This is a genomic window from Bradyrhizobium tropiciagri (genome assembly GCF_001189845.1).
GTDB lineage: Bacteria > Pseudomonadota > Alphaproteobacteria > Rhizobiales > Xanthobacteraceae > Bradyrhizobium > Bradyrhizobium tropiciagri.
Genome location: NZ_LFLZ01000075.1, coordinates 12420 through 35456, shown reverse-complemented (window position 1 = coordinate 35456; position 23037 = coordinate 12420). Strand labels below are relative to the sequence as shown.

19 protein-coding genes and 1 pseudogene are annotated in these 23037 nt (G+C 64.3%); 11 read left to right on the top strand and 9 right to left on the bottom strand.

Annotation, left to right across the window (positions count from 1 at the left end; all coding sequences use genetic code 11):
- The first annotated feature begins 142 nt into the window (after positions 1 to 142).
- Positions 143 to 787 carry a TetR/AcrR family transcriptional regulator gene (locus AKN84_RS36945; RefSeq protein ID WP_050425335.1) on the top strand — a complete coding sequence of 215 codons (645 nt, stop codon included), beginning with the start codon at positions 143 to 145 and terminating at the stop codon, positions 785 to 787.
- 465 nt (positions 788 to 1252) lie between these two features.
- On the top strand, positions 1253 to 4384 hold the full coding sequence (locus AKN84_RS36940; RefSeq protein ID WP_050425334.1) for a multidrug efflux RND transporter permease subunit: 3132 nt from the start codon (positions 1253 to 1255) through the stop codon (positions 4382 to 4384).
- A gap of 28 nt (positions 4385 to 4412) precedes the next feature.
- Here the strand turns inward: AKN84_RS36940 and AKN84_RS36935 are convergent, their stop codons facing one another.
- Together AKN84_RS36935 and aptA are read right to left on the bottom strand one after the other, a co-directional pair.
- Positions 4413 to 5678: a D-amino acid dehydrogenase gene (locus tag AKN84_RS36935; RefSeq protein WP_050425333.1), complete on the bottom strand. Its 1266-nt coding sequence runs from the start codon at positions 5676 to 5678 to the stop codon at positions 4413 to 4415.
- A 106-nt stretch (positions 5679 to 5784) separates the two neighbouring features.
- Positions 5785 to 7113, bottom strand: a complete 1329-nt coding sequence (aptA, locus tag AKN84_RS36930) for an omega-aminotransferase AptA (protein WP_050425332.1) — start codon at positions 7111 to 7113, stop codon at positions 5785 to 5787.
- A 148-nt stretch (positions 7114 to 7261) separates the two neighbouring features.
- Between aptA and AKN84_RS36925 the strand changes: the two genes are divergently transcribed.
- Both AKN84_RS36925 and AKN84_RS36920 read left to right on the top strand, forming a co-directional pair.
- The gene (locus AKN84_RS36925; RefSeq protein WP_018273259.1) at positions 7262 to 7810 is read left to right on the top strand and encodes a cupin domain-containing protein; all 549 of its coding nucleotides are present in this window, start codon (positions 7262 to 7264) and stop codon (positions 7808 to 7810) included.
- Between the two features lie 67 nt (positions 7811 to 7877).
- Positions 7878 to 9416: a lysozyme inhibitor LprI family protein gene (locus tag AKN84_RS36920; protein WP_157863381.1), complete on the top strand. Its 1539-nt coding sequence runs from the start codon at positions 7878 to 7880 to the stop codon at positions 9414 to 9416.
- 215 nt (positions 9417 to 9631) lie between these two features.
- Here AKN84_RS36920 and AKN84_RS36915 read toward each other — a convergent pair whose 3' ends face one another.
- Positions 9632 to 10384, bottom strand: coding sequence for a Crp/Fnr family transcriptional regulator (locus tag AKN84_RS36915; RefSeq protein ID WP_128971492.1), 753 nt, complete (start codon positions 10382 to 10384; stop codon positions 9632 to 9634).
- 139 nt (positions 10385 to 10523) lie between these two features.
- Here AKN84_RS36915 and AKN84_RS36910 point away from each other — a divergent pair, with 139 nt between their 5' ends.
- Both AKN84_RS36910 and AKN84_RS36905 read left to right on the top strand, forming a co-directional pair.
- A complete protein-coding gene (locus AKN84_RS36910; protein WP_050425330.1) occupies positions 10524 to 10949 on the top strand; it encodes a hypothetical protein in 426 nt (141 codons plus the stop codon).
- A 136-nt stretch (positions 10950 to 11085) separates the two neighbouring features.
- Complete coding sequence (locus tag AKN84_RS36905) at positions 11086 to 11490, top strand: DUF4864 domain-containing protein (RefSeq protein WP_050425329.1); 405 nt, start codon at positions 11086 to 11088, stop codon at positions 11488 to 11490.
- A 29-nt stretch (positions 11491 to 11519) separates the two neighbouring features.
- On the opposite strand, the gene AKN84_RS36900 is transcribed toward AKN84_RS36905, so the two are convergent.
- From AKN84_RS36900 to AKN84_RS36890, 3 genes and pseudogenes are all read right to left on the bottom strand, one after another.
- Positions 11520 to 12497, bottom strand: coding sequence for a dienelactone hydrolase (locus AKN84_RS36900; RefSeq protein ID WP_128971491.1), 978 nt, complete (start codon positions 12495 to 12497; stop codon positions 11520 to 11522).
- A gap of 491 nt (positions 12498 to 12988) precedes the next feature.
- Positions 12989 to 13237 carry a hypothetical protein gene (locus tag AKN84_RS36895; RefSeq protein ID WP_050425327.1) on the bottom strand — a complete coding sequence of 83 codons (249 nt, stop codon included), beginning with the start codon at positions 13235 to 13237 and terminating at the stop codon, positions 12989 to 12991.
- A gap of 255 nt (positions 13238 to 13492) precedes the next feature.
- Positions 13493 to 15050: pseudogene (locus AKN84_RS36890) on the bottom strand (porin).
- Positions 15051 to 15364: 314 nt separating this feature from the next.
- Between AKN84_RS36890 and AKN84_RS36885 the strand changes: the two are divergent.
- A complete protein-coding gene (locus tag AKN84_RS36885) occupies positions 15365 to 15856 on the top strand; it encodes a MarR family winged helix-turn-helix transcriptional regulator (RefSeq protein WP_050425326.1) in 492 nt (163 codons plus the stop codon).
- 141 nt (positions 15857 to 15997) lie between these two features.
- Here AKN84_RS36885 and AKN84_RS36880 read toward each other — a convergent pair whose 3' ends face one another.
- Both AKN84_RS36880 and AKN84_RS36875 read right to left on the bottom strand, forming a co-directional pair.
- A complete protein-coding gene (locus tag AKN84_RS36880) occupies positions 15998 to 17233 on the bottom strand; it encodes an MFS transporter (RefSeq protein ID WP_050425325.1) in 1236 nt (411 codons plus the stop codon).
- Positions 17234 to 17340: 107 nt separating this feature from the next.
- Positions 17341 to 17784: a hypothetical protein gene (locus AKN84_RS36875; protein WP_128971490.1), complete on the bottom strand. Its 444-nt coding sequence runs from the start codon at positions 17782 to 17784 to the stop codon at positions 17341 to 17343.
- A gap of 270 nt (positions 17785 to 18054) precedes the next feature.
- Here AKN84_RS36875 and AKN84_RS47560 point away from each other — a divergent pair, with 270 nt between their 5' ends.
- From AKN84_RS47560 to AKN84_RS36855, 4 genes are all read left to right on the top strand, one after another.
- Entirely contained in the window at positions 18055 to 18264 is a 210-nt protein-coding gene (locus AKN84_RS47560) for a hypothetical protein (RefSeq protein WP_050425323.1), read from the top strand.
- A 104-nt stretch (positions 18265 to 18368) separates the two neighbouring features.
- Positions 18369 to 18665: a hypothetical protein gene (locus AKN84_RS36865; RefSeq protein WP_050425322.1), complete on the top strand. Its 297-nt coding sequence runs from the start codon at positions 18369 to 18371 to the stop codon at positions 18663 to 18665.
- A 306-nt stretch (positions 18666 to 18971) separates the two neighbouring features.
- A complete protein-coding gene (gene flhA / locus AKN84_RS36860; protein ID WP_050425340.1) occupies positions 18972 to 21104 on the top strand; it encodes a flagellar biosynthesis protein FlhA in 2133 nt (710 codons plus the stop codon).
- Between the two features lie 419 nt (positions 21105 to 21523).
- Positions 21524 to 21724, top strand: coding sequence for a hypothetical protein (locus AKN84_RS36855; RefSeq protein ID WP_050425321.1), 201 nt, complete (start codon positions 21524 to 21526; stop codon positions 21722 to 21724).
- A gap of 327 nt (positions 21725 to 22051) precedes the next feature.
- Here AKN84_RS36855 and AKN84_RS36850 read toward each other — a convergent pair whose 3' ends face one another.
- A complete protein-coding gene (locus tag AKN84_RS36850; RefSeq protein WP_050425320.1) occupies positions 22052 to 23035 on the bottom strand; it encodes an anti-sigma factor in 984 nt (327 codons plus the stop codon).
- Positions 23036 to 23037: the final 2 nt, after the last annotated feature.

The following is a 23037-nucleotide window of genomic DNA, read 5'->3' as shown; positions in this document are numbered from 1 at the left end:
TCCGTGTATGGTCGGGTTGAATCGAGGCAACGCAGACCCGTGGCCGCCGATCCAGGGGGTCGGCGCGTCTTGTCAGGCCCGGTGCTGGTCGCCATATACGGAGGCATCCTCCGTTTACAAGGGAGGGTGAAAAGAAAAAGCAATGGCCGATCCATCACCAGAAATTGTCCGCAAGCCGCGCGCCGATGCCGTGCGCAACCGCGAGCGCGTGCTGGAAGCGGCCAAGGCCGTGTTCTCGGCCGGCGGCAGCGAGGCGAGCCTGGAGGCCGTTGCGCGCCATGCCGGCGTCGGCATCGGCACGCTCTACCGCCACTTTCCGACCCGCGAGGCGCTGTATGAGGCGGTCTATCGCCGCGAGGTCGAGCAGCTCGGCGATCTTGCCGAGCAATTGCAATGCGCCCCCGAGCCGGTCGAGGCGCTGCGGCGCTGGCTGCGCGCCAATGTGGAATTCGTCGCCACCAAGAAGGGCATGGTCGCAGCGCTGGCGCTGGTCGCGCATGGCTCGACCGAGCTGCACGCCTATTCGTTCGATCGCCTGACCAAAGCGATCGGCACCCTGCTCGCGCGCGCCGTCGCGGCCGGCGTCATCCGCAGCGACATCAGCGCCGAGGACGTGCTGCGCGCGCTGATCGGCATGTGCTACATGCACGACCAGCCGGGCTGGCAGACCACCGCGCTCAGGCTGTTGGACGTGTTCGTCGACGGCTTGCGGGTGCAGCCTGTGGCCAAGGAGGCATCGGCGAAGCCTGCGAAGAACGCCGGCCGAAAACCGCCGCGCAAGACATAGCTGCCGAAGCCTGCAGAAAAAAGAAATCGGCAAAATGTGAAAAAGTGCACAGACAGTCCGGCCGGCGTCCGGCTAGATCGTCGTATTGACGCGTCCAAGCTCATATTTGCTCTAGTTCATATTTGCGATCCAGCCCGGCCATCGTGCCGGGCTTTTCGTTGATCCATCGCGCAGCTGGCCGAACGGCGCGAATATACCGTAGTAAGATATATTACGCGCCAGGCACACGTTTGACGGCTCCCCGGCAGCGGCAATTGAACGAAGGTCGAATGGACCATCCGACGTTTCCATTCGCGCCGTCCTCAGGAATGATTATGCTGGCAAGAAAACAGGCAGACGCGAAGGCCAACTTCGCGATCTGCCCGTTGGCCATGGCGAGGAAAACGCGCGTTCGCGCTCGAGCTTTCGAGGACGACTCCCGGCATTCGGGAAAAGATGCGCCTGCCGTTCATTTGGATTGCAGAAATGAACGAGAGCATCTCATCTCCGTTTATCCGCTATCCCATTGGCACCTCGCTGCTGATGGCCGGCGTTCTGTTCGTCGGCATGGTCGCCTATCCGCTGCTGCCGGTCGCGCCACTGCCGCAGGTCGACTTTCCGACCATCCAGATTTCCGCAAGCCTGCCCGGCGCCAGCCCCGAAACCATGGCCTCCTCCGTCGCGCAGCCGCTGGAGCGGCAATTCGCGCAGATTCCCGGCATCGCGCAGATGACCTCGACGAGCTCGCTCGGATCGACCGCGGTCACCATCCAGTTCGATCTGAACCGCAACATCGACGGCGCCGCCAACGACGTCCAGGCGGCGATCAATGCCGCAGGCGGCCAGTTGCCCAAGAACCTGCCGTCGCCGCCGACCTATCGAAAGGTCAATCCGGCGGACTCGCCTGTCCTCATCTTGTCGGCGACCTCGGACACCCTGCCGCTGATCAAGGTGAGCGACGCGGTCGACGCCCAGCTCGGGCAGCAGATCAGTCAGATTTCGGGCGTCGCCCAGGTGTTCATCGGCGGGCAGCAGAAGCCCGCCATTCGCGTCCAGGTCGACCCCGCCAAGCTGGTCGCCAAGGGGCTCTCGCTGGAAGACATCCGCGGCCAGATCGCCATCACAACGACAGACAGTCCGAAGGGCAACATCGACGGCGCGAGCCGCGCCTACACGATCTACGCCAACGATCAGCTGCCGGATGCCAAGGACTGGAATGACGTCATCGTCGCCTACCGCAACGGCGGCCCGTTGCGGATCCGCGACATCGGCCAGGCCGTCGCCGCGCCGGAAGACATGAAACAGGCCGCCTGGGCCGATGGCCAACGCGGCGTGTTCCTCGTCATATTCAAGCAACCCGGCGCCAACGTCATCGGAACGGTCGACAGGATCAAGGAGCAACTTCCGAGACTGATTGCCGCGATTCCGCCCGCCATCAAGATCAAGATCATCAGCGACCGGACATTGACCATCCGCGCGGCGGTCGAGGACGTGCAGATCACGCTGCTGATCACCATCACCCTGGTCGTCATGGTGATCTTCCTGTTCCTGCGCAGCTTCTGGGCCACGGTGATTCCGGCCGTCACCGTGCCGCTCGCGCTGCTCGGCGCCTGCGCGCTGATGTGGGTATTCGGCTATACGCTCGACAATCTGTCGCTGATGGCCCTGACGATTGCGGTCGGCTTCGTGGTCGACGACGCGATCGTCATGCTGGAAAACATCACGCGCTATGTCGAGCAGGGTGAGCGGCCGCTCGCCGCGGCACTACGGGGCGCGGGCGAGATCGGGTTCACCATCCTGTCGATCAGCATCTCACTGGTCGCGGTGCTGATCCCGCTGCTGCTGATGGGCGGCGTGATCGGCCGGCTGTTCCGCGAGTTCGCGGTGACCCTGGCGATGGCGATCTTCGTCTCACTGGTGGTGTCGCTGACGCTGACGCCCATGATGGCATCGCGCTTCCTGCGCGCGCATGCCGAAACCAGGCACGGCCGGCTCTACCAATGGAGCGAAGCGGCATTCGATCGGATGCTGCACGGCTACGAGCGCGGCCTCGATCTGGCGCTGCGCTGGAGCCGCACCACGCTCTGCATCTTCTTCGCGACCGTTGCGCTGTCGGTCTACCTGTTCGTGATCATTCCCAAGGGATTCTTCCCGCAACAGGACAACGGCTTCCTGATCGCCGTATCGCAGATGGCGGAAGATATCTCGTTTGCCGACATGAAGCGGCATCAGGAGGAGCTCAGCAGCATCGTCCGGGCCGATCCCACGGTCGACAGCATGGCCGAGTTCATCGGCGGCGGCGGCACCGCGCTGAATTCGGGCCGCATGTACATCACGCTGAAGCCGCGCGAGGAGCGCGACGCGAACGCCGAGCAGATCATCGCCCGGCTGCGGCCGAAGCTCGAGGCTGTCGAGGGCGCCCGGCTCTACATGCAGGCGTCGCAGGACGTCCGGCTCGGCGGCCGCGCCACGCGGACGCAGTTCGAATACACGTTGCAGGACGCGAACCTCGCCGAGCTGAACGAATGGGCCCCGAAGATTCTGGCGAAAATGAAGACGCTGAGCGAATTGCGCGACGTTGCCACCGACCAGCAGACCGAGGGAACGACGCTGACGATGACCATCGATCGCGACACCGCGTCGCGCTTCGGAATCCAGCCGCAGTTGATCGATGACACGCTGTACGACGCGTTCGGCCAGCGCCAGGTAACCCAATATTTCACCCAGCTCAACAGCTATCACGTCATCCTCGAGATCCTGCCCGAACTGCAGGGCAAGCTCGACACGCTCAACAATATCTACATCAAGTCGCCGACGACCGGCGACGAAGTGCCGCTCTCCGTGTTCGCCAAATGGACGACGGTTCCGGTGCGGCCGCTCGCGATCGCCCACCAGGGGCAGTTTCCGGCGACCACGATCAGCTTCAACCTCGCGCAGGGCGTGGCGCTGGGTCAGGCCACCGACGCGATCCAGAACGCCGTCGCCGACCTGGGCGCCCCAGGCACGCTCAGCTCGAGCTTCCAGGGCACTGCGCAGGCCTTCCAGCAATCACTGAGTTCGGTGCCGCTCCTGATCCTGGCCGCGCTGGTCGTGGTCTATCTGATCCTCGGCATGCTCTATGAAAGCTACATCCATCCGCTCACGATCTTGTCCACGCTGCCCTCGGCCGGGGTCGGCGCGCTGGCGATCCTGATAGCGTTCGGATTCGATTTCAGCCTGATCGCGCTGATCGGCATCATCCTGCTGATCGGGATCGTGAAGAAGAACGGCATCATGATGGTCGACTTCGCGATCGCCGCTGAACGCGAGGAGCATCTGTCGCCGCGGGAATCGATCCGGAAAGCGGCGCTGCTGCGCTTCCGGCCGATCATGATGACGACGATGGCGGCCCTGCTCGGCGGCGTACCGCTGATGCTCGGCACCGGAACGGGGTCGGAAATCCGTCAGCCGCTCGGCTATGCGATGGTCGGCGGCCTGATCGTGAGCCAGGCGCTCACGCTGTTCACGACGCCGGTCGTGTATCTCTATCTCGACCGGCTCTCGAACGCGCTGTCGAGCTGGACGGCAACCAAGCAGGACGACGATGCCGAACCGCCGGTGAGGAACGCCGCCGAGTAGCCGTTCGCCTGCGACGATGAGGCCTGCCCTAGCCGAACCTGTGATCGTAGCGCTTGATCGACAGCTCCTTGGTGTCGATCTCGGGCTTCTTCCCTGAGAGCATGTCGGCCAGCACCCGGCCCGAGCCGCAGGCCATGGTCCAGCCGAGCGTGCCGTGGCCGGTGTTGAGGTGCAGATTGGCAAAACGCGTCGCGCCGATCACCGGCGGGCCATCCGGCGTCATCGGGCGCAGGCCGCACCAGAAGGTCGCCTTGGGAAGATCGCCGCCGCGCGGGAACAGATCCGTCAGCGAATGGTCCAGCGTCGCGCGGCGCGCGGCGTAGAGCTTGGTCGAATAGCCGGAGATCTCGGCGGTCCCGCCGACGCGGATGCGATCGCCTAGCCGCGTGATCGCGACCTTGTAGCTCTCATCCATCACGGTCGATTCCGGCGCGCCGGCAGCGTCCTTGATCGGCACCGTGATCGAATAGCCCTTCACCGGGTAGACCGGCAGCGAGATGCCGAGCGGCCGCACCAGATGCGGCGAGTAGCTGCCGAGCGCCAGCACATAGGCGTCGGCGGTCATCATGCCGTTACTGGTCGCAACGCCGGTGATGCGGGTCGTATCGGCGTTCAGCCCATCGATGCCGACATTGAAGTTGAAGCGCACGCCGATCTTCTCAGCTTCCAGCGCCAGGGCCTGCGTGAACATGTGGCAGTCGCCGGTCTCGTCATGCGGCAGCCGCAACCCGCCGGCGAATTTTTGCTTCACGCCGGCGAGCGCCGGCTCGGCTGCGATACAGCCCTCGCGGTCGAGCACCTCGAACGGCACGCCGTACTGCTTCAGCACGGCGATATCATCACCAGTGCCATCGAGCTGCGATTGATAGCGAAACAGCTGCAGCGTGCCTTTCGCGCGCTCGTCGTAGCGGATGCCGATCTCGTCGCGCAGCGCCTGCAGGCAGTCGCGGCTGTATTCCGCGATCGGGATCATGCGCGCCTTGTTCACCGCGTAGCGCGCCGTGGTGCAGTTGCGCAGCATCTTGAGCAGCCACAGCCACATCACGGGATCGAGCTTCGGGCGGATCACCAGCGGGCCGTGCTTCATCAACAGCCACTTCACCGCCTTCACCGGCACGCCCGGGCCGGCCCAGGGCGACGAATAGCCCGGCGACACCTCGCCGGCATTGGCAAAGGAGGTTTCGAGCGCGGGCTTCGGCTGACGGTCGATCACCGTCACGTCATGGCCGGCGCGCGCGAGATAATAGGCCGAGGTGACGCCGATCACGCCACTGCCGAGAACAAGGACCTTCACTTTTCCTCACATCCTGCAGCGAAAACGCAATCGCCGCTGCGAAACCACTCTGCTTCGCAACGGCGACAGCAATTTGTAGAGCTAGCTAGAATCTAGCTAGCAATTATCAGGCCACGCGCTTGATCGAGTCACCGAGGATCGAGACGATGTCGTCGATGTGCGACTTCTCGACGATCAAGGGCGGCGACAGCGCCAGCGAGTCGCCGCTCATGCGGAAGTAGAGGCCGCGATTGAAGCAGTCGACCATCACGTCGTAGCCGCGTACGCCGACGACGCCGTCACGCGGCGCGAGCTCGACCGCGCCCATCAGACCCTGGTTGCGGATGTCGACGACGTTCGGCAGGCCCTTGAGCGAGTGCAGGCCATCGCGCCAGTAGTCGGCGATCGAGGCACCACGGGTCAGCAGAGCCTCGTCCTTGTAGATGTCGAGCGTGGCAAGACCCGCCGCGCAGGCCACCGGATGCGCCGAATAGGTGTAGCCGTGGAACAGCTCCATGGCGTTGTCAGGGCCGACCATCAGCCCGTCATGGACCTGGCGGCTGGCGAACACCGCACCGCACGGCACGGTGCCGTTGGTGATGCCCTTGGCGGTGGTCATCATGTCCGGCGTCACGCCGTAGAAGTTGGCGGCGAACGGGGTGCCGAGACGGCCGAAACCGGTGATGACCTCGTCGAAGATCAGGAGGATGCCGTGCTTGGTGCAGAGCTCGCGCAGCCGCTGCAGATAGCCCTTCGGCGCCGGCAGCACCGCGGTCGAGCCCGGCACCGGCTCGACGATCACGGCCGCGATGGTATCGGCGCCATGCAGCGCGACCATCCGCTCGACGTCGTCGGCGAGCTCGGCGCCGTGGTCCGGCTGGTCCTTGGCGAAGGCGTTGCGGGCGAGATCATGGGTGTGACGGATGTGGTCGACACCCGGCAGATGGGTCGCGAACTGGCGGCGGTTGGCAACCATGCCGCCGACCGACATGCCGCCGAAGCCGACGCCGTGATAACCGCGCTCGCGGCCGATCAGACGGGTGCGAGTCGGCTGGCCGGCAGCGCGGTGATAGGCCAGCGCGATCTTCAGCGCGGTATCGACCGACTCAGAGCCCGAATTGGTGAAGAAGATCCGGTCCAGCCCCTTCGGGGCGATCTCGGCGAGACGCTCGGCAAAATCGAACGCCAGCGGGTGGCCCATGTTGAAGGAGGGCGCGAAATCCAGTGTCGACAGCTGGCGCTCGACGGCGGCTGCGATCTGCGGGCGACCGTGGCCGGCGTTGACGCACCACAGACCGGCGGAGCCGTCGATCACCTGCCGGCCATCGACCGAGGTGTAGTACATGCCCTTGGCGGAGGAGAACAGCCGCGGCGCTTTCTTGAACTGCCGGTTGGCCGTGAAGGGCATCCAGAACGAATCGGTCTTGATGGTGTTCGGAATCTGATGAACGGTCACGGCGGCGCTCCATTGTTGGTTAGCCTAGTCGGACCATTCTTCACGACACTCAACAAGTCCTTTTCTGTCGCACCGCAAGCCATTGATCTTGTTGGGGCGGTCTGCGAAGATTTGTTTGATCCGCAACACCTGCAACAGGGATCCTGTCATGAGCGTCGACATCGGCGGTCGGCTTCGATTCATCCGCGCGCGGCACAAGCTGTCGCAGCGCGAGCTCGCAAAGCGCTCCGGCGTGACCAATTCGACGATTTCGCTGATCGAATCCAACCAGATGAACCCGTCGGTCGGCGCACTGAAGCGCATCCTCGACGGCATCCCGATGGGGCTTGCGGAGTTCTTCGCGATCGAGCCGGAGCGGCCGCGCAAGGCGTTCTACCGCGCCGACGAGCTGACCGAGATCGGCAAGAAGCCGATCTCCTACCTGCAGATCGGCGACAGCCTGTTCGGACGGGCGTTGCAGATCCTGAAAGAGCGCTACGAGCCCGGCAGCGACACCGGCCGGGTGCCGCTGGTGCATGAGGGCGAGGAAGGCGGCATCGTGGTCTCGGGCCGGCTCGAGGTCACGGTCGACGACGAGCGGCGGGTGCTCAACGCCGGCGATGCCTATTACTTCGAAAGCCGCCGGCCGCACCGCTTCCGCTGCATCGGCGCCAAGCCGTGCGAGGTGATTTCGGCCTGCACGCCGCCGACATTTTGAACCCGGCGCGGGCGATGCGCGACCCAAGCCGCAAGGGCCGCGTGTCGCGGCGTTGCGGATGACGTCCATGCCTTGCTCCCCACGGCTTGCCGCCGCCGTCGCGGCCATCTCGGTCCTCGCGTCCGGCCCGTCGGTTGCGATGGACGATTTCCTGCGCGCATCGAGCAGCGCGCCGACCGCGATCAGGCTGTGCGGCGACAGCGGCGATGGCACGATCAAGACCGCCGACTGCAAGAAGGCCGGTACCGACAGGTTGGTGGCGCAGATCGACAAGGCCTTCGATGCGGCACTCGGCAAGATGCCGGCAAACGTCAAGCCGCTGTTGAAGCGCGACCAGGCCTGGTTCAACGAGATGATCATCGATGCCGCTGAAGTGCTGGCCGATTCCGGCGAGGACGCACTGAAGCAGAGTTTCACTGAAACGTTGCGCCGCCACGCGGCCGCGCTCGAGGGGATCGCATCCGGCCGGCCCGGCATTGCCGGCAAATGGGTCAATGCCTTCGGCAGCATCACGCTGACGCCGGCCGACGGCGGCGCCTATCGCCTCGCCGCCGATCTGCGCGGCGACTATGGCGGCGACCGCAGGCGGACCTGCAAGCTGACCGCCGAGTTGAAGCCTTCGGGGACTGGCTGGCTCTCTGGTACCGTGGTGATCGTCGCGGACACACCGGCCGACAAGCCGAAGACCGACACGGCGACGGACGCAGCCGCCACTCCCGCCAAGCCGCCGTCACTCAAACTCCGCCGCCAGGGCGAGACCTTGCGGATCGTCGGGACCATCGATGACGAGGACTGGGACGGCATCAACGACTGCTCGTCGATGTGGCAGGTCACCGGCAGCTATTTTGCCGCCGGCAAGGATGCGGCATCCGACAAAGCGGACACCGCCTTCGTCGCGCCGACCTTCGACTGCACGAAGCCTGAGACCGCGACCGACGAAGAAATCTGCGCCGATCCTGATCTCGCCGACAACGACCGGCGGCTGAACCGCGCCTGGAAGGCGTTGCAGCCGCGGCTCGACGAGGCGACGCGGCGCGCGCTGATCGACGACCAGCGCAACTGGGTGAAGAGCCAGACCGGACAATTCCCGGAATTCCTGCATCCGGCCTGGAACAAGCAGAGCTCGCAGGTCCACTTCACCGTCGATGCACGCGATCACGTCGACGGCTTGCAGCGCGAACGCCTGGCGCTGCTCGAAGGCTTCGACGACAAGCGCAGCGGACTTGCCGGCATGTGGCTCGCCTACAACGCCATCATCAAGGTTACCGCCGACGGCAACGGCGCCGTGACGGCCAAGGGATGGAAATGGGACCAGGGCGACTGGAAGGCCGGCTGCGACTACGAGATGACGGGCAAGATGGCAGGCGGCGCGTTCCGCTCCGACGAGCGGCGGAAAAATCCCGATACGCTCGAGCGCGACCATGCGATGCTGATCGTCAACCGGCTCGACGATGTCTTTGCCAAGAAGCGCACCGGGAAGGACGGCGCTGAAGACAGCGCCGACGAGGCCAAATGCAGGCGCCGGCTCGACAACTCCTCGGCCGCGCGGCTGTTTCCGGCCCGCCCCTCGCCCGATATCGACAATCTCAAGGGCTCGATCAGGTAGCCGCGCCAGCGCCGGTCATCACATCATCACAGGTCGCGCGTCTGCCGATCGCCCCAGGCGATCACGGCGGCAACGGTGGCAAACATCGCGACGGTGGCGATCAAGACAGGGATGGTGTCGAGAGACATCGGTCTTCTCCTGCGTGCTGCGGAGAAAACCTAACGTGCGGCTGCGCACATTGCTTTGTGCTGGATCAAATGCAGAGGTCGGGACGATCAGCTCGCGCCTGCGAGCTTGAGCCGCTCCAGATCGAGCAGCCGCACGCCGTCCGGCACGATCAACACCGCCTTCTCGCGCGCAAGCCGCGTCAGGGTGCGGCTCACCGTCTCGATGGTGAGACCGAGATAGTCGGCGATGTCCTGCCGGCTCATCGGCAACGGCACGGTGACGGAGACCGTTCCAATGCGGGCATACCGTGCCTGCATGTTGAGGAGGAATGCAGCGATCTTCTCCTCGGCGGTGCGCCGGCCGAGCAGCAGCATCTGCTCCTGCGCAAGGCTCAATTCATGCCCGGCGAATTCGTGCAGCCGGCGCAACAGATGCGGCTTGTCGTCGACATAGGCGAGGAACGCCGGTCGCGCAAAACGACACACCGCAACCGCGGTGACGGCTTCGGCGGTCACGCCGTAGCGGTCCTGCAACGCGAGCCCGAGGAAATCACCCGGCAGCGCGAAACCGACGATCTGCCGGCGGCCATCGGGCAACGACTTGTACAGGCGCACCACGCCTTCAGTGACGTTGAACACGCTGCCCGCCAGCGCGCTCTGCTCGAACAATGTCGTTCTCGCCGGGACCTCTCGGGCCTGGCTGATCCGGTCGAGCTCTTCGAGCTCGGGGGCCTCCAGCGCGGCGCAGACGCTGAACAGCCTGACCTTGCAGTCCTCGCAGCCATTCGTGGCCAGGCCATGCCTACAGTCGCGCGTCGCCGCGCCAGCACATGAATCCTGCAGGGGGTCGGCAATCCTCATCGCTCGGGGGTCCGCATGGTTCGGTATCGACCTTTATCGGCCGCTATTTGAGCTGGATCAACCATCCCCGGCATTGATGCAAATCAATGCCCTCACCGCCATCCCCCGGCAATTTCGCCAAGATCGGGGATTTCGGACGATGAACAAGCAATTTCAGGCGCTTCCGATCGACGATCGGCACGCAAATTCAGCCTATCCGCTCGTGTTCATGCATGATGCCAGTATTACCACGGGCCAATGGCTGGAATTCGTGCGCCGGCACAGCCGGGGCAGCTCCAGGCTGATCGCGATCCGCGACCGCCGCGGCGTGGTCCATGCCCTGTTCAGTTACCGGATCGACAGCGACCTGCGCGTCCGCAAGCGGCTCAGCATCGGCGACCTGATCGTGGCCCACCTTGCCGGATCGCAGATCGACGACGCAGTGGCGAACGTCGTCGCCGATGTGGCGCAGCAGTTCGGTTGCCAGATCGTCACCATCGAACGCCCCTTCGTCACACGCCGCGCGCGAGACGCCGGATGCCCGACCGCGGACGCGCTGCGGCGCGGCAACTGGCGGATCAACTGACGCGGCACTCGGCCTTGGCGCGGGCGGCAAGGCTTCGAGCAAGGACGTTCGGCGCCAGGGCACGGCATTTGTGCTTGCAGCGGAAACCGGCCCGGGGTGTCATCCGTAGCAGCTGGTATCCGAGACGGAGCCCCGCATGCGCGCGATCGCCCTCATTGCCGCCATTCTGTTCGCCCTCGCCTCACCTGCCCGAGCCGACGACGCCGGCGCCGCACAGGACGTGATCCGCGCCCAGGAGCAGGCGTTCGGCCGCGACGACGCCGCGGCGGCCTATTCCTATGCCGCGCCCGCGATTCGGCGGATCTTTCCGCAGGCCGAGATCTTCATGTCGATGGTGCAGAGCCAATACGCGCCGGTCTATCGCCACAAGAGCTTCGAGTTCGGCGAGGCGCAGAGCGAGGGCGACCGGATTGCGCAGCGCGTTCACATCGTCGATGCCAATGGCGAGGCATGGGAGGCGCTCTACACGCTGGAGCGGCAGGCGGACGGCAGTTTGAAGATCACCGGCTGCTCATTGCTCAAGGCCGGCCAATCGGTGTGATCGCCGCGATCGGCCGCGCGGTTGGCCCCTCAGGACAAGCCCTTTCGCAAGCGCAGCCTGTCTTCGAGCCAGTCGAAGATGACTTCATTGACCAATGTCGGGTTGTCGATATGACCTTGCATGGCAGCGGTTTCGCCACGCCGGAACAGGATCAACCTGGCGTCGCGGTGAGAGCTGCCCAGTTGATCGCCGAATTCGGTCAAGGCGCCCGGAAGCAGCCAGCCGGCTTCGCCCGCGGTGACAAGCAGCGGGCATTCGATGCTTCGCGAGATCGCATTGGCCTCCTCGAGCCATCCGGCCTGCTCGTCGTCGCCGGCTTGCCGAAAGAAGAAACTTCTTTCGTGCGAGTCCCACATTCCGGCATCGCAAACCGCCGCGGCAAACCGGGCGTCGCTTGCCGCCGCACGGGCGACCAGGGAGGAATTGCACGCATCCGCGACGATGGCGATCCGCGTGCTGTCGACACCAGGCTTCTCCGAAAGGAAGTCCAGCACGCGGCTCATGGCGGCTTCGAACCTGTGGCCCTCGAGCCGTTCCGGTGACACGGCCGTCTGCGTGCCCAGCAGGTCCACCGCGAGCAGCGAGAAGCCGCGCTCATTCGCATGACCGGCGTATTTGGTGATCAACTCTTCCTTGTACGAACCGGGCTCGCCGATGCACACGATGACGGGCCCATCGTCGCGAAACGCCGACGGCAGATAGTAGGCCTGAAGCGACAGGTCTTCGGTCCACGGAATCGAGAGCACCTGGCCGGCCGGAACCCGGGTCTTCAAAAAGCTGGTCGCGCATCGCCGCATTCCGTCGACAGCACGTGCCAGCAAATCGTTGGCGTATCCGGGAGGCCTTGCTGCGGCGTGAAAGTAGGTCGTGGCCCGAAGCCAATTGCGACGGGCGGTGACCAGATTGTTGTTCAGCAACGAAAGCTTGGCGCGCGCCTCGTTCAGTTCCGCGGTCTTGATCCACTGTTCGGACCACGAGCTCTCTGAAGCGAGGTTGATCTTGCTCAAGGTCAGCCAGCACTCGGAGACGGTCGACCCGCCTTCCTGCGCGGCGGCCAGCAGCTTGACGAACTCCGCCGACAGATCCTCTCGATCCGGCCAGGCAGGCCAGCCTTTGTCGTCGAACTCGACGCTGCTTGACGAGGCACCGCGCGCCCCACAGTGGTCATGCATATTTCGTCAACTCGTTCGCACCCGGCTCCGCTGCCGGCATGCGTGATCGGTACGAGTCCACTTGTTGTTATCGATGAGCCGCCGCCTCGGTAGCCGCGCGACGTTGGCGTCGAGATCGCAAACGCCAATCACCCAGCTCTCCCAAGAAAATATTCCAATGTCGCTTCATATAATTGAAGTAATTCGACGGCGGCAAATGTTGATATGGCGGCGCAGGAATGCGTTGCGCTTATGCCTGAGGGGCCGAACGTTGCTGCAGCAATCGTTGCCGAGCAAACGCTCGGAAACGTTCCGCTTGCGAACTTGCCGGCGGCGCAAGCAGCTGCTCACGGGATCGCGAGAACCGGCACGCCCTCACTCACTCGGCCGTGACTGCGCAGAGCTCGCAGCTCGAATGCGCAGGCATATCCCCGCACCGCTAAACGCGTGCGCTGGCGCCCGCCCTTAACCAGGTAGTCCTGCATTGCCGGCGCTCGGTCGCTGGATCTGATGCAGCGCTCGACGAGATCGAGAGAGATCGAGAACTCCGCGTCGTTCATGCAATCCAGCCAGACGTCGTTGACGTTCGACTGCATCGGCGCAAGCTCGAGCAGCGCGCGATCCTACCTCCCTGAAATGAAAAACCTCCGGCAGGGCATTGCCGGAGGTTTCGGAGGTTCATGAAGAAGTTTGATATCTCCTCGTCATGGTCGGCAGAGCAACCGACGTCACGTTTGTACATGATAGACTAATGTTAGTAAATCATACAATGCGCTCTTCTTCCAAAATCAAAGCCTCGACAGTTTCCCGTCGAGGCTTTGGGTCGCGATCAAGTCCGGATCAACCGGGCTTTACCAGTTGCGCTGCGCGCGGAGCAGCAGCATGTAGGTATCCTGGTTGCTGAGCGAGTAGACAGCGGCCGGCTTGCCGATCGCAGCGCTACCCGGGTAGGTGATCGTGCCAGCGTAGTTCTGATCCAGATGGGTGTAGGTGAAGTCAGCCGAGAAGGTCAGGTTCTTCACCGGGGTCCACTGAGTCTGCGTACCGATCTGAGCAATGCTGTAATCGGGGTTGCACGAGGTCAGGTTCGAGGTGGCGCCGATCAGCACGCCGAACGATCCGCCCACGCCAGTTCCGCCCGGACCGCAGATGTAGCTCTTGGCGGTGCCGTTGTAGTTCACCTGGGCCCACGCACCATAGACGCTGGTGTTCCAATATGGATTCCAGTTGTGGACGTATGCACCGCGCACGCCGTACGTCGTGATCAGCTGTTGCTGACCGCCCGAGACGAACACGCTGTCCGGCGCGATGCCGAAGCCGATGCTCTGATAGGCACCGGGAACGCTGGTGTTGCCGAAGGAGGTGAACGCACCGGCACCCGAGAGATCCTGGATGTTGTAGCGCGTTGCGCCGTTGGTGTAGACGCCCTGGACGTTGATGGTATCGCCGGGTCCGGTCGGGATGTTCTTGATCGACAGGGCCAACTGACCCGCCCAGCCCCACTTGTCGTCGGGATGACCGGTGAGTTCAGTGCCGCCATAGTAGGCCGCGTGATTGTCATGCGCCGCGAACGACGCCTGGAACAGGCCCCAGGCCTGGTCGACGCGGAGCGACGCGACGAGATCCGGAGCAATCGTGCCGGCATAGTCGCTCGCGCCGTAGGGACCGAGAGCGCCGGTACCGAGCACGCCGAGATTCTGCACGCCGGCCTGATAATAGGCCGACTGATCCTGGGCCGACAAAGCCAGCGACACGCCGTTGCCGAACTGTGCGGTGTAGGTGAACTGGTTCACACCGGTGATCGTGCCGCCACCGCCGACGAGACCGTCGAAGTTGTTGCCGGGATAGTTGGCCCACGGCGTAGCGAACTGCGAGACCGCCTTACCCATTGTGAAGCCGGCGAACTGAATGAAGGCGTAATAGACGCCGACCGTGCCGGCGGCGACACCGCCCGCGCTCGCGTTGTTCGGAGCAGCAGACGTTCCGATCGGCGAGTAGACCGTCGAGCCTGCCGCGGCGCCCGCGCCATAGCTGTCCGAGGTCCAGCTGAAGGTCGCATCGAAGAAGGTACGAACCACGCCGTATTCGGTCGCGGTGCGGGTGTCGACGTTGAGGTCTTCGCGCGAGCGCCAGGTGTAGCCGTTGGTGAAGCGGTTGTTCGCGCCGCCGGCGCGCGTAGTTGCCGGTGTGATCCGAGTTGGTGTTCGCCAGAACGTCGACGCGCAAATAGCCGCCCAGCTTGATGCAGGTGTCGGTGCCCGGAATAAAGTAGAAGCCCGGACCATAGAGCGAGCAGACCTTCACGTACTCGACTGCCTTGGCCTTGACCGGAAGGTCGGCCGCCATCGCTCCACTGCTCGCGGCGAGAGCTGCCGCCGAGCCCAACAAAAGGCCCTTAACTATCTTCATGCTATCCTCCAATTGATGCCTTGCTCTGCTGGCAAAGCGACAAACGTTCCCCTCCCGAAAACCGCTGCGGCGCAGCCATTTTCAAGATGCTCGTGGTCAACTCGGCCACTGCAGGCGTGAGATGGTGGATGCCCCCCATCTACGATGCGGAACAATGCAATTGAGAGGTCACATATTCAACTTATATTAGTTAGTCATTCTATGTTTGCGCACCCTTGTGTCATTCAGGCAACGCCCGCACGAACATTTTCGTCCAGCGCCTGCTTCAAAAATTGCTCGATATCTGTGAAGATGAATTTTTGTTAAGGTAGGTCATGACCGAGCGCAAATCGACCGACAAACTGCAGGACGCGGCTGAGCGATTGGCTTGGGAGATCGTGTCGACCAGCATCCGCCTGGACGAGTTGCGCAGCATCTGGGCCAAGATGATCGGAATCACCGGGCCGCAATGGATGATCATGACGGTGCTGGCGAATGCCGAGGACCGCAGCGTCGGCCTGCCTGTCGGCGCGGTTTCGAGGGCGCTGCGCGTCGATCAGTCGTTCGTGGTGACGCAGTCGAAGCTGCTCGAAAAGAAGAACCTCGTGCGCCGCAAGAGCTCGACCGAGGATGCCCGGGTCGTGAACCTGTCGCTGACCGAGCACGCCAAGAAGCAGATGGCGAATCTATCCGCGCAACGCCGGGAGTTGAACGAGTTCGTCTATGCCGACCTCGATCTGCGGGAGCTGTTGCAACTGACCGGCAAGATGGATTCCATCAAGAGCCGCCTGGACAAGGCGATCGCGAGGATCTCGGTCGATCTTTAGCGGAGTTCGCTGATCTCAGCCGCAGTCCTGATCAAGCTCTCATCCGAGCATGATCTCGTCGGAAAACCGCGTCGCACGTTTCCGGATCATGCTCTCATCTGAGCGTGATCTCTCCGGAAAACCGCTACGCACTTTTCCGGATCATGCCATCGCCAGCCGCTGCCGCGACCGCAGCAGGAGCAGCAGGATGATGCTGACATTGAGCAGGTTCCAGGCCAGGCCATTGGCGAAGGCTGCCGCATAGGAACCGGTGGCGTCGAAGATCACGCCCGAGATCCAGCCGCCAAAGGACATGCCGAACACCGAGGCGAAGATCACGATGCCGATCCGGGTCGCAGCTTCGGAGGCCGGCATCGCCTCGCGCACGATGATGGCGTAGCTCGGCACGATGCCGCCCTGGAACAGGCCGAACATCGCCGAGATGACGTAGAGCGAGGTCAGGCTGTCGAAGAACAGATAGAACAGCAGTGCCGAGCCCTGCGCGATCGAGCCGATCAAGAGCGTGCGGATGCCGCCGATCCTGTCGGCGAGGAATCCGGAGCCGATCCGGCTGATGATGCCGAAGCCGAGCATCAGCGACAGCATCTCCGCGCCGCGCGCCACGCCGTAGCCGAGATCGCCGCAATAAGCGACGATGTGAACCTGCGGCATCGACATCGCCACGCAGCAGGAGATCGACGCCAGCGACAGGACCGCGGTCAGCGCGTTGGTGGAGAGCTTGAGGTCGACGCGCGGCGGCGCCGCGTTGACATGGCTGCGCCGGGTCGCCGCCCCCATCAACAGCCGCAACACCACCAGCGCCAGCGCCATAGCGATCGCGGTGAAGATGCCGATCGCGATGTGGGTGGTGCGCCAGCCGACGCTCTGCATGCCGAAATTGACCAGCGGCGGCCACACCGTGCCGCCGACATAATTGCCGCTGGCGGCGATCGCGACCGCAAGCCCGCGGTAGCGCTCGAACCAGTGCGAAGCCTCCGCCATCAGGGGACCGAAGGTCGCGGCCGACGACAAGCCGATCGCGAAATGGAGCAGGATGAAGGCCAGGATCGACGGCGCGTAGCCGGCGCCGATATAGCCGAGGCCGAGGATGCCGATCCCGGCACCGATTGCCGCGACGATGCCGTAGCGGTCGCTGATCTTGCCGGTCACGACCTGGCCGAGGCCGAAGCCGAGCATCACCATCGTAAAGGCGAGCGATGCCGTTCCGCGGGTCGCGCCGAAGTCGGTCTGCACCATCGGCAGCGCCACCACCACCGACCACATGCCGACGCTGCCGAGCGAGCCGATCACCACGGCGACGACAAGGCGCAGCCATGCCCGGCTCGAGTCGGGAACGAACGTTGCAGCTTCAGGGGAATATTCAGAAGAAATTACCACGGCACGCGGAACTTCGTCGGCATTTGCCTCAAGGTCAAGCGCGTTGCCGAGAGATTAGGCATGCAGCAGCAAGGGGACGCGCCGAACTTCACCGGCGCGTGAGCAGCTCATTTGCCGTAGTTCGGATCCTGCGCCTGGAACGGGCCGCACTTCGCATCGAGTCCGAAGCGATGGTCGAAATCGACGGTGCCGCCGCCAACCGGGATGCGGGTCGGCGGCAGGCCGCGCGTATATTGATCAACCGTCACGAACTTCTTGTCCGCGCTCATCGTCACATGCACCGGCTCGAGGCCCTTGCCCTTGTTGAGCTCGGTCAGATCGAGCGTGTAATAGCCCTCCGCCGTCGTGCCCGCGGCCATGCCGCCATGCGGCGCGAACGCGACGGATTGCGGCAGATAGACCTCCATCAGGACGCCGTTGCCGTTGCAGGCAATCATGCGGATCAGCCAGGTCCGATCGTCGGGTAGCGTCGCCGCCGAGGCCGGCGCCGACAGCAGCGCGATTGCCGCGGCGCATGCTGCTGTCGCGGTTCGACCAGCGCGGTTCACCATGGATGCCTCCGGCGGCTGAATTGCCTTGCTGGCGTTTTCGTCGAAGACGAGGCCGCGAAAGTTCAACGGCGGTGTGGACCGCAGCGATCGCGGCCGGACCGATCGGCCGGGAATATCGTCGGCCGAACCGTGATCCATGTTGACGAGGAAAAACTGATACAATGCGAGCCGGTTCACACTGGCGGCTCGCCATCCGGACCTATCATCCCGCCGGATGGCGCGCAGTTCGCAGGTTATGAGGATCGAAGCGCACACCGTCGGAGGCTCATCATGCATTCGTCGTCAGCAGAGTGGTTACCCGTTGCAACGGCGCCGTCGGACCGGGAGCTCGAGGTCTGTGTCCTCGACTATGACGGCATGGTCCATGCGCTGATGTTCCCGTGCCACCGGGATGGCACCGAGTGGGTCGACCATGCCGGCAGCAGGCACCTCGACATCCAGCCGACGCATTGGCGCAAATGGATGCAGTCAGCCAACTAGCACCGCGCTGATCGGTCCGGTGCAGCCGACACCGGCCTCGCACCGGCCCGGATATTGAGCTAGAATTGCCACGTGAGGTTCAAGGGTGGGCCAGGAGGCTCGTCATGGAATCACACGTGATTCCTTTCGAAAATCGCTGGACCAACGGCAAGCATGCCTGGGAATGGCATTGCGAGCTCGAGCGGCTGGGCGTGGCGACGGTCCGGACGATGTACAGCGAGCACGAGACGCATCATCACGACGAGCCTGCCGTGGTGTTCGACATCCCCGCAGGCTTTGTCCGCGACTGGCTGGCCTTTCACGACCAGCGCACCGCCCGGCAGCAATTGCTCTGGCGGGCCAGCGTCATTACGCTCGGCATCATCGCCGCATCGGGCGTCGTGCTCGGCGCGCTCAGATAGCGGCCGCCGGCGCGCGCCCCCCCCCGGAACAGCCGGACGGTCCGACCCGCCCTTCACGGCCCAGAATCGCATTTCCTGGCCCCCTGCGACGTCCCGCGCAGCCCCTAGGACGGCACTTATTAACCCTTTGCTAACCATACACCCGGCAAGAATTGCCGAGTGAAGTCGAGTGTCGTCGAACGCGTCTAACGGGCGGAGATCCCCGTGAACGCCAGCGCGGTGCCTCACTTTCGGAACGGCGGCCCTGCGGCCGTCGCGCAGACGCTTGGCGGCCGCGGCCGCCAGTCGCGAGGGAGAGCGGCTACCATGGTCGACGTCACGGCGGGTCAGGGCACGGCAGGCAAGAGCGGATTACCGAGCCTCGGCGAGATCGGCGACATCCTGAAGCGCGGCGACATCGCGCTGGCGGTCGGCGTCCTCACCATCCTGGTGGTGCTGATCCTGCCGCTGCCCTCGATCGTGCTCGACCTCTTCCTGGCGGTCTCGATCACGGTCTCGATCCTGATCCTGATGACCTCGCTCTTCATCCAGGCGCCGCTGGAATTCTCGTCGTTTCCGACCATCCTCCTGATCTCGACCATGCTGCGGCTGTCGCTCAACATGGCCTCGACCCGGTTGATCCTGAGCCACGGCCACGAGGGCACGGCGGCGGCCGGCCACGTCATCGAGGCCTTCGGCAACTTCGTGATGGGCGGCAACTTCGTGATCGGCATCATCGTGTTCGCGATCCTGGTGATCGTGAACTTCGTGGTCATCACCAAGGGTTCGGGCCGCATCGCCGAGGTCGCGGCGCGCTTCCAGTTGGACTCGATGCCCGGCAAGCAGATGGCGATCGACGCCGATCTCTCCGCCGGCCTGATCGACGAGAAGGCCGCCAAGGAGCGCCGCAAGGCGCTGGAAGACGAAAGCGGCTTCTTCGGCGCGATGGACGGTGCCTCGAAATTCGTTCGCGGCGATGCCATCGCCGGCCTCCTGATCGTCGGCATCAACATCGTCGGCGGTATCATCATCGGCGTAGCCCAGCAGGGCCTGTCCTTCAGCGAAGCCGCCCGCACCTACACCGTGCTGACCGTCGGCGACGGCCTCGTCACCCAGGTGCCGGCGCTGATCGTCTCGACCGCAGCCGGCCTGCTCGTCTCCAAGGCCGGCATCTCCGGCGCCGCCGACAAGGCGCTGATGCGCCAGCTCTCCGGCTATCCGCAGGCGCTCGGCATGTCGGCCGGCGTCATGCTGGTGCTGGGGCTGCTGCCGGGCATTCCGACCCTGCCGTTCCTGGCGCTGGGCTCCGGCGCGGCGATGCTGGCCTGGAACGCGCGCAAGCAGAAGCGCGCGGCGAAGGCGGCCGAAACCGCAGCGGCCGCCGCCCCCGCTGCAGCCGCGGCCGCCGCCGCAGCCGCCGCGGAAGAGCCGATCGCCGCCGCGCTGAAGATCGACGACCTCAAGATCGAGCTCGGCTACGCGCTGCTGCCGCTGGTCAACGGTCCCGACGGCACCGACCGCCTCACCGAGCAGATCAAGGCGCTGCGCCGCTCGCTCGCGATCGAGATGGGTTTCGTGATGCCGGCGGTGCGCATCCTCGACAATGTGCAGCTCGAGGCCAACAGCTACGCCATCAAGATCAAGGAAGTCGACGCCGGCAGCGGCAAGATCTGGCCGAACCAGTTCATGGTCATGGACCCCGCCGGCAACCAGGTGCAGCTGCCGGGCATCCACACCATCGAGCCGACCTTCGGCCTGCCTGCGACCTGGGTCGATGCCGGCCTGAAGGAAGAGGCCGCGCTGAAGGGCTACACCGTGGTCGACGCCGCCACGGTGCTGTCGACGCACCTGACCGAGCTGCTCAAGACCAACATGTCGGACCTGTTGTCCTACGGCGAGGTGCAGAAGCTCCTGAAGGACCTGCCGAAGGAGCAGGGCGAGCTGATCAAGGACATCGTGCCGAGCCAGGTCACGGTGTCGGGCATCCAGCGCGTGCTGCAATTGCTGCTCGCCGAACGCATCTCGATCCGCGATCTCTCGACCATCCTCGAGGGCATCGCCGACGCGCTGGCGTTCTCGCGCAATCCGGCGACCATGGTCGAGCACGTGCGCACCCGGCTGGCGCGGCAGATCTGTGCCCAGAACACCTCGCCGAACGGCTACCTGCCGCTGATCGCGCTGTCGGCGCGCTGGGAGCAGGCATTCGCCGAGTCGATCGTCGGCACCGGCGACGACCGGAGCCTGGCGATGCAGCCCTCGAAGCTTTCGGAATTCATGACCGCCGTGCGCAACGCCTTCGAGCAGGCGGCGCGCGAAGGCGAGGCTCCGGTGCTGGTGACGTCGGCCGCGATCCGGCCGTTCGTCCGCTCGCTGGTGGAACGGTTCCGTTCGCAGACCACCGTTTTGTCGCAGGCCGAGATCCATCCGCGGGCCCGGCTGAAGACGGTCGGCAGCGTCTGAAGCTTCGATTCTGGCCGAGCGGAACCGAAGCCCTGGGTTGTTATCTGACGCGTTGTCGTCACGCGAACCGGGCGGCCGCATCATTCGAAAATGCTCTAGCGGCCGCAAATCACTTGCGTTTTCGTCTGTGTTTTCTCGCCACAGGCAACTGATTTGTGTGGAACAGACCGAAACGGACCTATCTGGGATGCAGCATCCCAGCATTCGTTCAAGATACTGATATTACATTGGTTTAATGCGACTCTAGATTACCAAAGGGTCATCTTTGATCGCGCCCGATCACGTCTCATCACGCCCTTGTGATGACCTCTGGGGAACGGAATCGGCAAATCCTACGTTAGCGAGGCACGAGACGTTGAACCGGGCAGTAGACCGAACCGACAGATTGACAGAGAGCAGGAAGGCGGCAGGAGACTTCCATGAACCACTCGATCTACAGCGCTGATCGTACGACGCATCTGAAGATTGTGGTCGTGGCGTTGGTCGCCGGTATCCTGGTCGCTGGTTTCGGCATCTCGGCGCACAATTCGTCGGACGAGGGTTACACCCAGACGGCGCGTGTGATGAAGGCCGGCAAGCCGGTGGCAATCACGAGCTCGAGCAACTCGCTGGTCCGTTGATCGGCAGGCTCGCTAACAGGAGAGTTTCAGGAATTCACGTAGTGTTCTTTACAGCCCCCCAAAGTCGCTGCGTGGATATTTAAGACCCCAACTACCCCCAAGTTGACTATCGAAAACGCCCGCTCCCCACGGGCGTTTTCTTTTTTGTGCGGGTGGCATTCAACCCAATCGCCGACCCCAGCGCGCACAGCCCTCTCCACGTCATTGCGAGCGAAGCGAAGCAATCCATGTCTCCGCATCTGCGGAAGTATGGATTGCTTCGTCGCTCCGCTCCTCGCAATGACGGGGTTACCGCTTCCGACAGTCTCCGACGACGAGGCGCCTGGCCTATCGCGGCGTCGAACCTGACCCAGGCCGCACGGTCTCGATCAGCTTGCCGGTGAAGATCGGCGCCGAGGTCGGCTGGCCGTTCGGCGAACCGCCGGCCTGTTCGACGGTCACCGCGTAGGTGGCGCCGTTGATCACGTCGGGATCGTAGCCCGACAGCACCGGACGCGCGGTGAAATCATCGGCGCCGATCACGCCGAGCGAGCGCGGCTGCGGCAGCTTGTCGGAGATCAGCCAGAGCTCGAAGCTCTTGCCGGGCTCCGAGGCGGCGCCGACCTTGCGCACGGTGAAGTTCTTGGTCGCGCCGTCGATGGTCATGATGAAGGCCGGCCCGCCATTCTGGCCCTGCAACAGCGCGACATATTGCGCCGACGGCGTGAAGGCCGGCGCGGGCGTCTTCACTTCCACGGTCTGGATGCGCGGCTGCGGCCGGATCGCGTTCGGCAAGGCATCGGGCCGGTAGATCTGCAGGCCGAGCGTCACCAGCAGCGCGGCCGCGATCGCTGTCGCGGCCGACGCGATGCCGCGCCAGCGCTTCATGCGGCTCGTCAGCGCGATCACCTGGCTGTCGTCGATGCCAAAACGCGCCCGGACCGATGCCCGGCGGGCCTCGGCGGGCTGCGGGATCTGTGGCGACTGCGAAGGCTCCGGATCGAACGCCGAGCCGAATTCGACATCGTCCGCGATCGGTGTCGGTGGCGGCGACGTCACCGTGGCGGCCGGCGTCTCGGGCAGCAGCAGCGGCGCCTGCGGCGCGCTGGCATGGCCGATCGCCGCCTTGATGTTCTCCCAGACCACCGGGCGCGGCTCGACCAGGCCGACCATCTGGTTCAGCGGCCCGAGCCTGAATTCCCAGGCCTGCACGAGCGCGGCGAACTCGGTGTCGACGGCCATCATGGTCTCGACCTGCGTGCGCTCGTCGGCATCGAGCGTACCGAGCGCATATTCCGCGGCGAGCGCGATATGGTCTTCGCTATAGGCCATCA

What these genes read in the sequence shown, in the direction of transcription:
- AKN84_RS36945 (WP_050425335.1), top strand. Translation starts at nt 143, where the DNA reads ATGGCCGATCCATCACCAGAAATTGTCCGCAAGCCGCGCGCCGATGCC.
- AKN84_RS36940 (WP_050425334.1), top strand. Translation starts at nt 1,253, where the DNA reads ATGAACGAGAGCATCTCATCTCCGTTTATCCGCTATCCCATTGGCACC.
- AKN84_RS36925 (WP_018273259.1), top strand. Translation starts at nt 7,262, where the DNA reads ATGAGCGTCGACATCGGCGGTCGGCTTCGATTCATCCGCGCGCGGCAC.
- AKN84_RS36920 (WP_157863381.1), top strand. Translation starts at nt 7,878, where the DNA reads ATGCCTTGCTCCCCACGGCTTGCCGCCGCCGTCGCGGCCATCTCGGTC.
- AKN84_RS36915 (WP_128971492.1), bottom strand. Translation starts at nt 10,384, where the DNA reads ATGAGGATTGCCGACCCCCTGCAGGATTCATGTGCTGGCGCGGCGACG.
- AKN84_RS36910 (WP_050425330.1), top strand. Translation starts at nt 10,524, where the DNA reads ATGAACAAGCAATTTCAGGCGCTTCCGATCGACGATCGGCACGCAAAT.
- AKN84_RS36905 (WP_050425329.1), top strand. Translation starts at nt 11,086, where the DNA reads ATGCGCGCGATCGCCCTCATTGCCGCCATTCTGTTCGCCCTCGCCTCA.
- AKN84_RS36895 (WP_050425327.1), bottom strand. Translation starts at nt 13,237, where the DNA reads ATGCAGTCGAACGTCAACGACGTCTGGCTGGATTGCATGAACGACGCG.
- AKN84_RS36885 (WP_050425326.1), top strand. Translation starts at nt 15,365, where the DNA reads ATGACCGAGCGCAAATCGACCGACAAACTGCAGGACGCGGCTGAGCGA.
- AKN84_RS36875 (WP_128971490.1), bottom strand. Translation starts at nt 17,784, where the DNA reads ATGGTGAACCGCGCTGGTCGAACCGCGACAGCAGCATGCGCCGCGGCA.
- AKN84_RS47560 (WP_050425323.1), top strand. Translation starts at nt 18,055, where the DNA reads ATGCATTCGTCGTCAGCAGAGTGGTTACCCGTTGCAACGGCGCCGTCG.
- AKN84_RS36865 (WP_050425322.1), top strand. Translation starts at nt 18,369, where the DNA reads ATGGAATCACACGTGATTCCTTTCGAAAATCGCTGGACCAACGGCAAG.
- flhA (WP_050425340.1), top strand. Translation starts at nt 18,972, where the DNA reads ATGGTCGACGTCACGGCGGGTCAGGGCACGGCAGGCAAGAGCGGATTA.
- AKN84_RS36855 (WP_050425321.1), top strand. Translation starts at nt 21,524, where the DNA reads ATGAACCACTCGATCTACAGCGCTGATCGTACGACGCATCTGAAGATT.
- AKN84_RS36850 (WP_050425320.1), bottom strand. Translation starts at nt 23,035, where the DNA reads ATGGCCTATAGCGAAGACCATATCGCGCTCGCCGCGGAATATGCGCTC.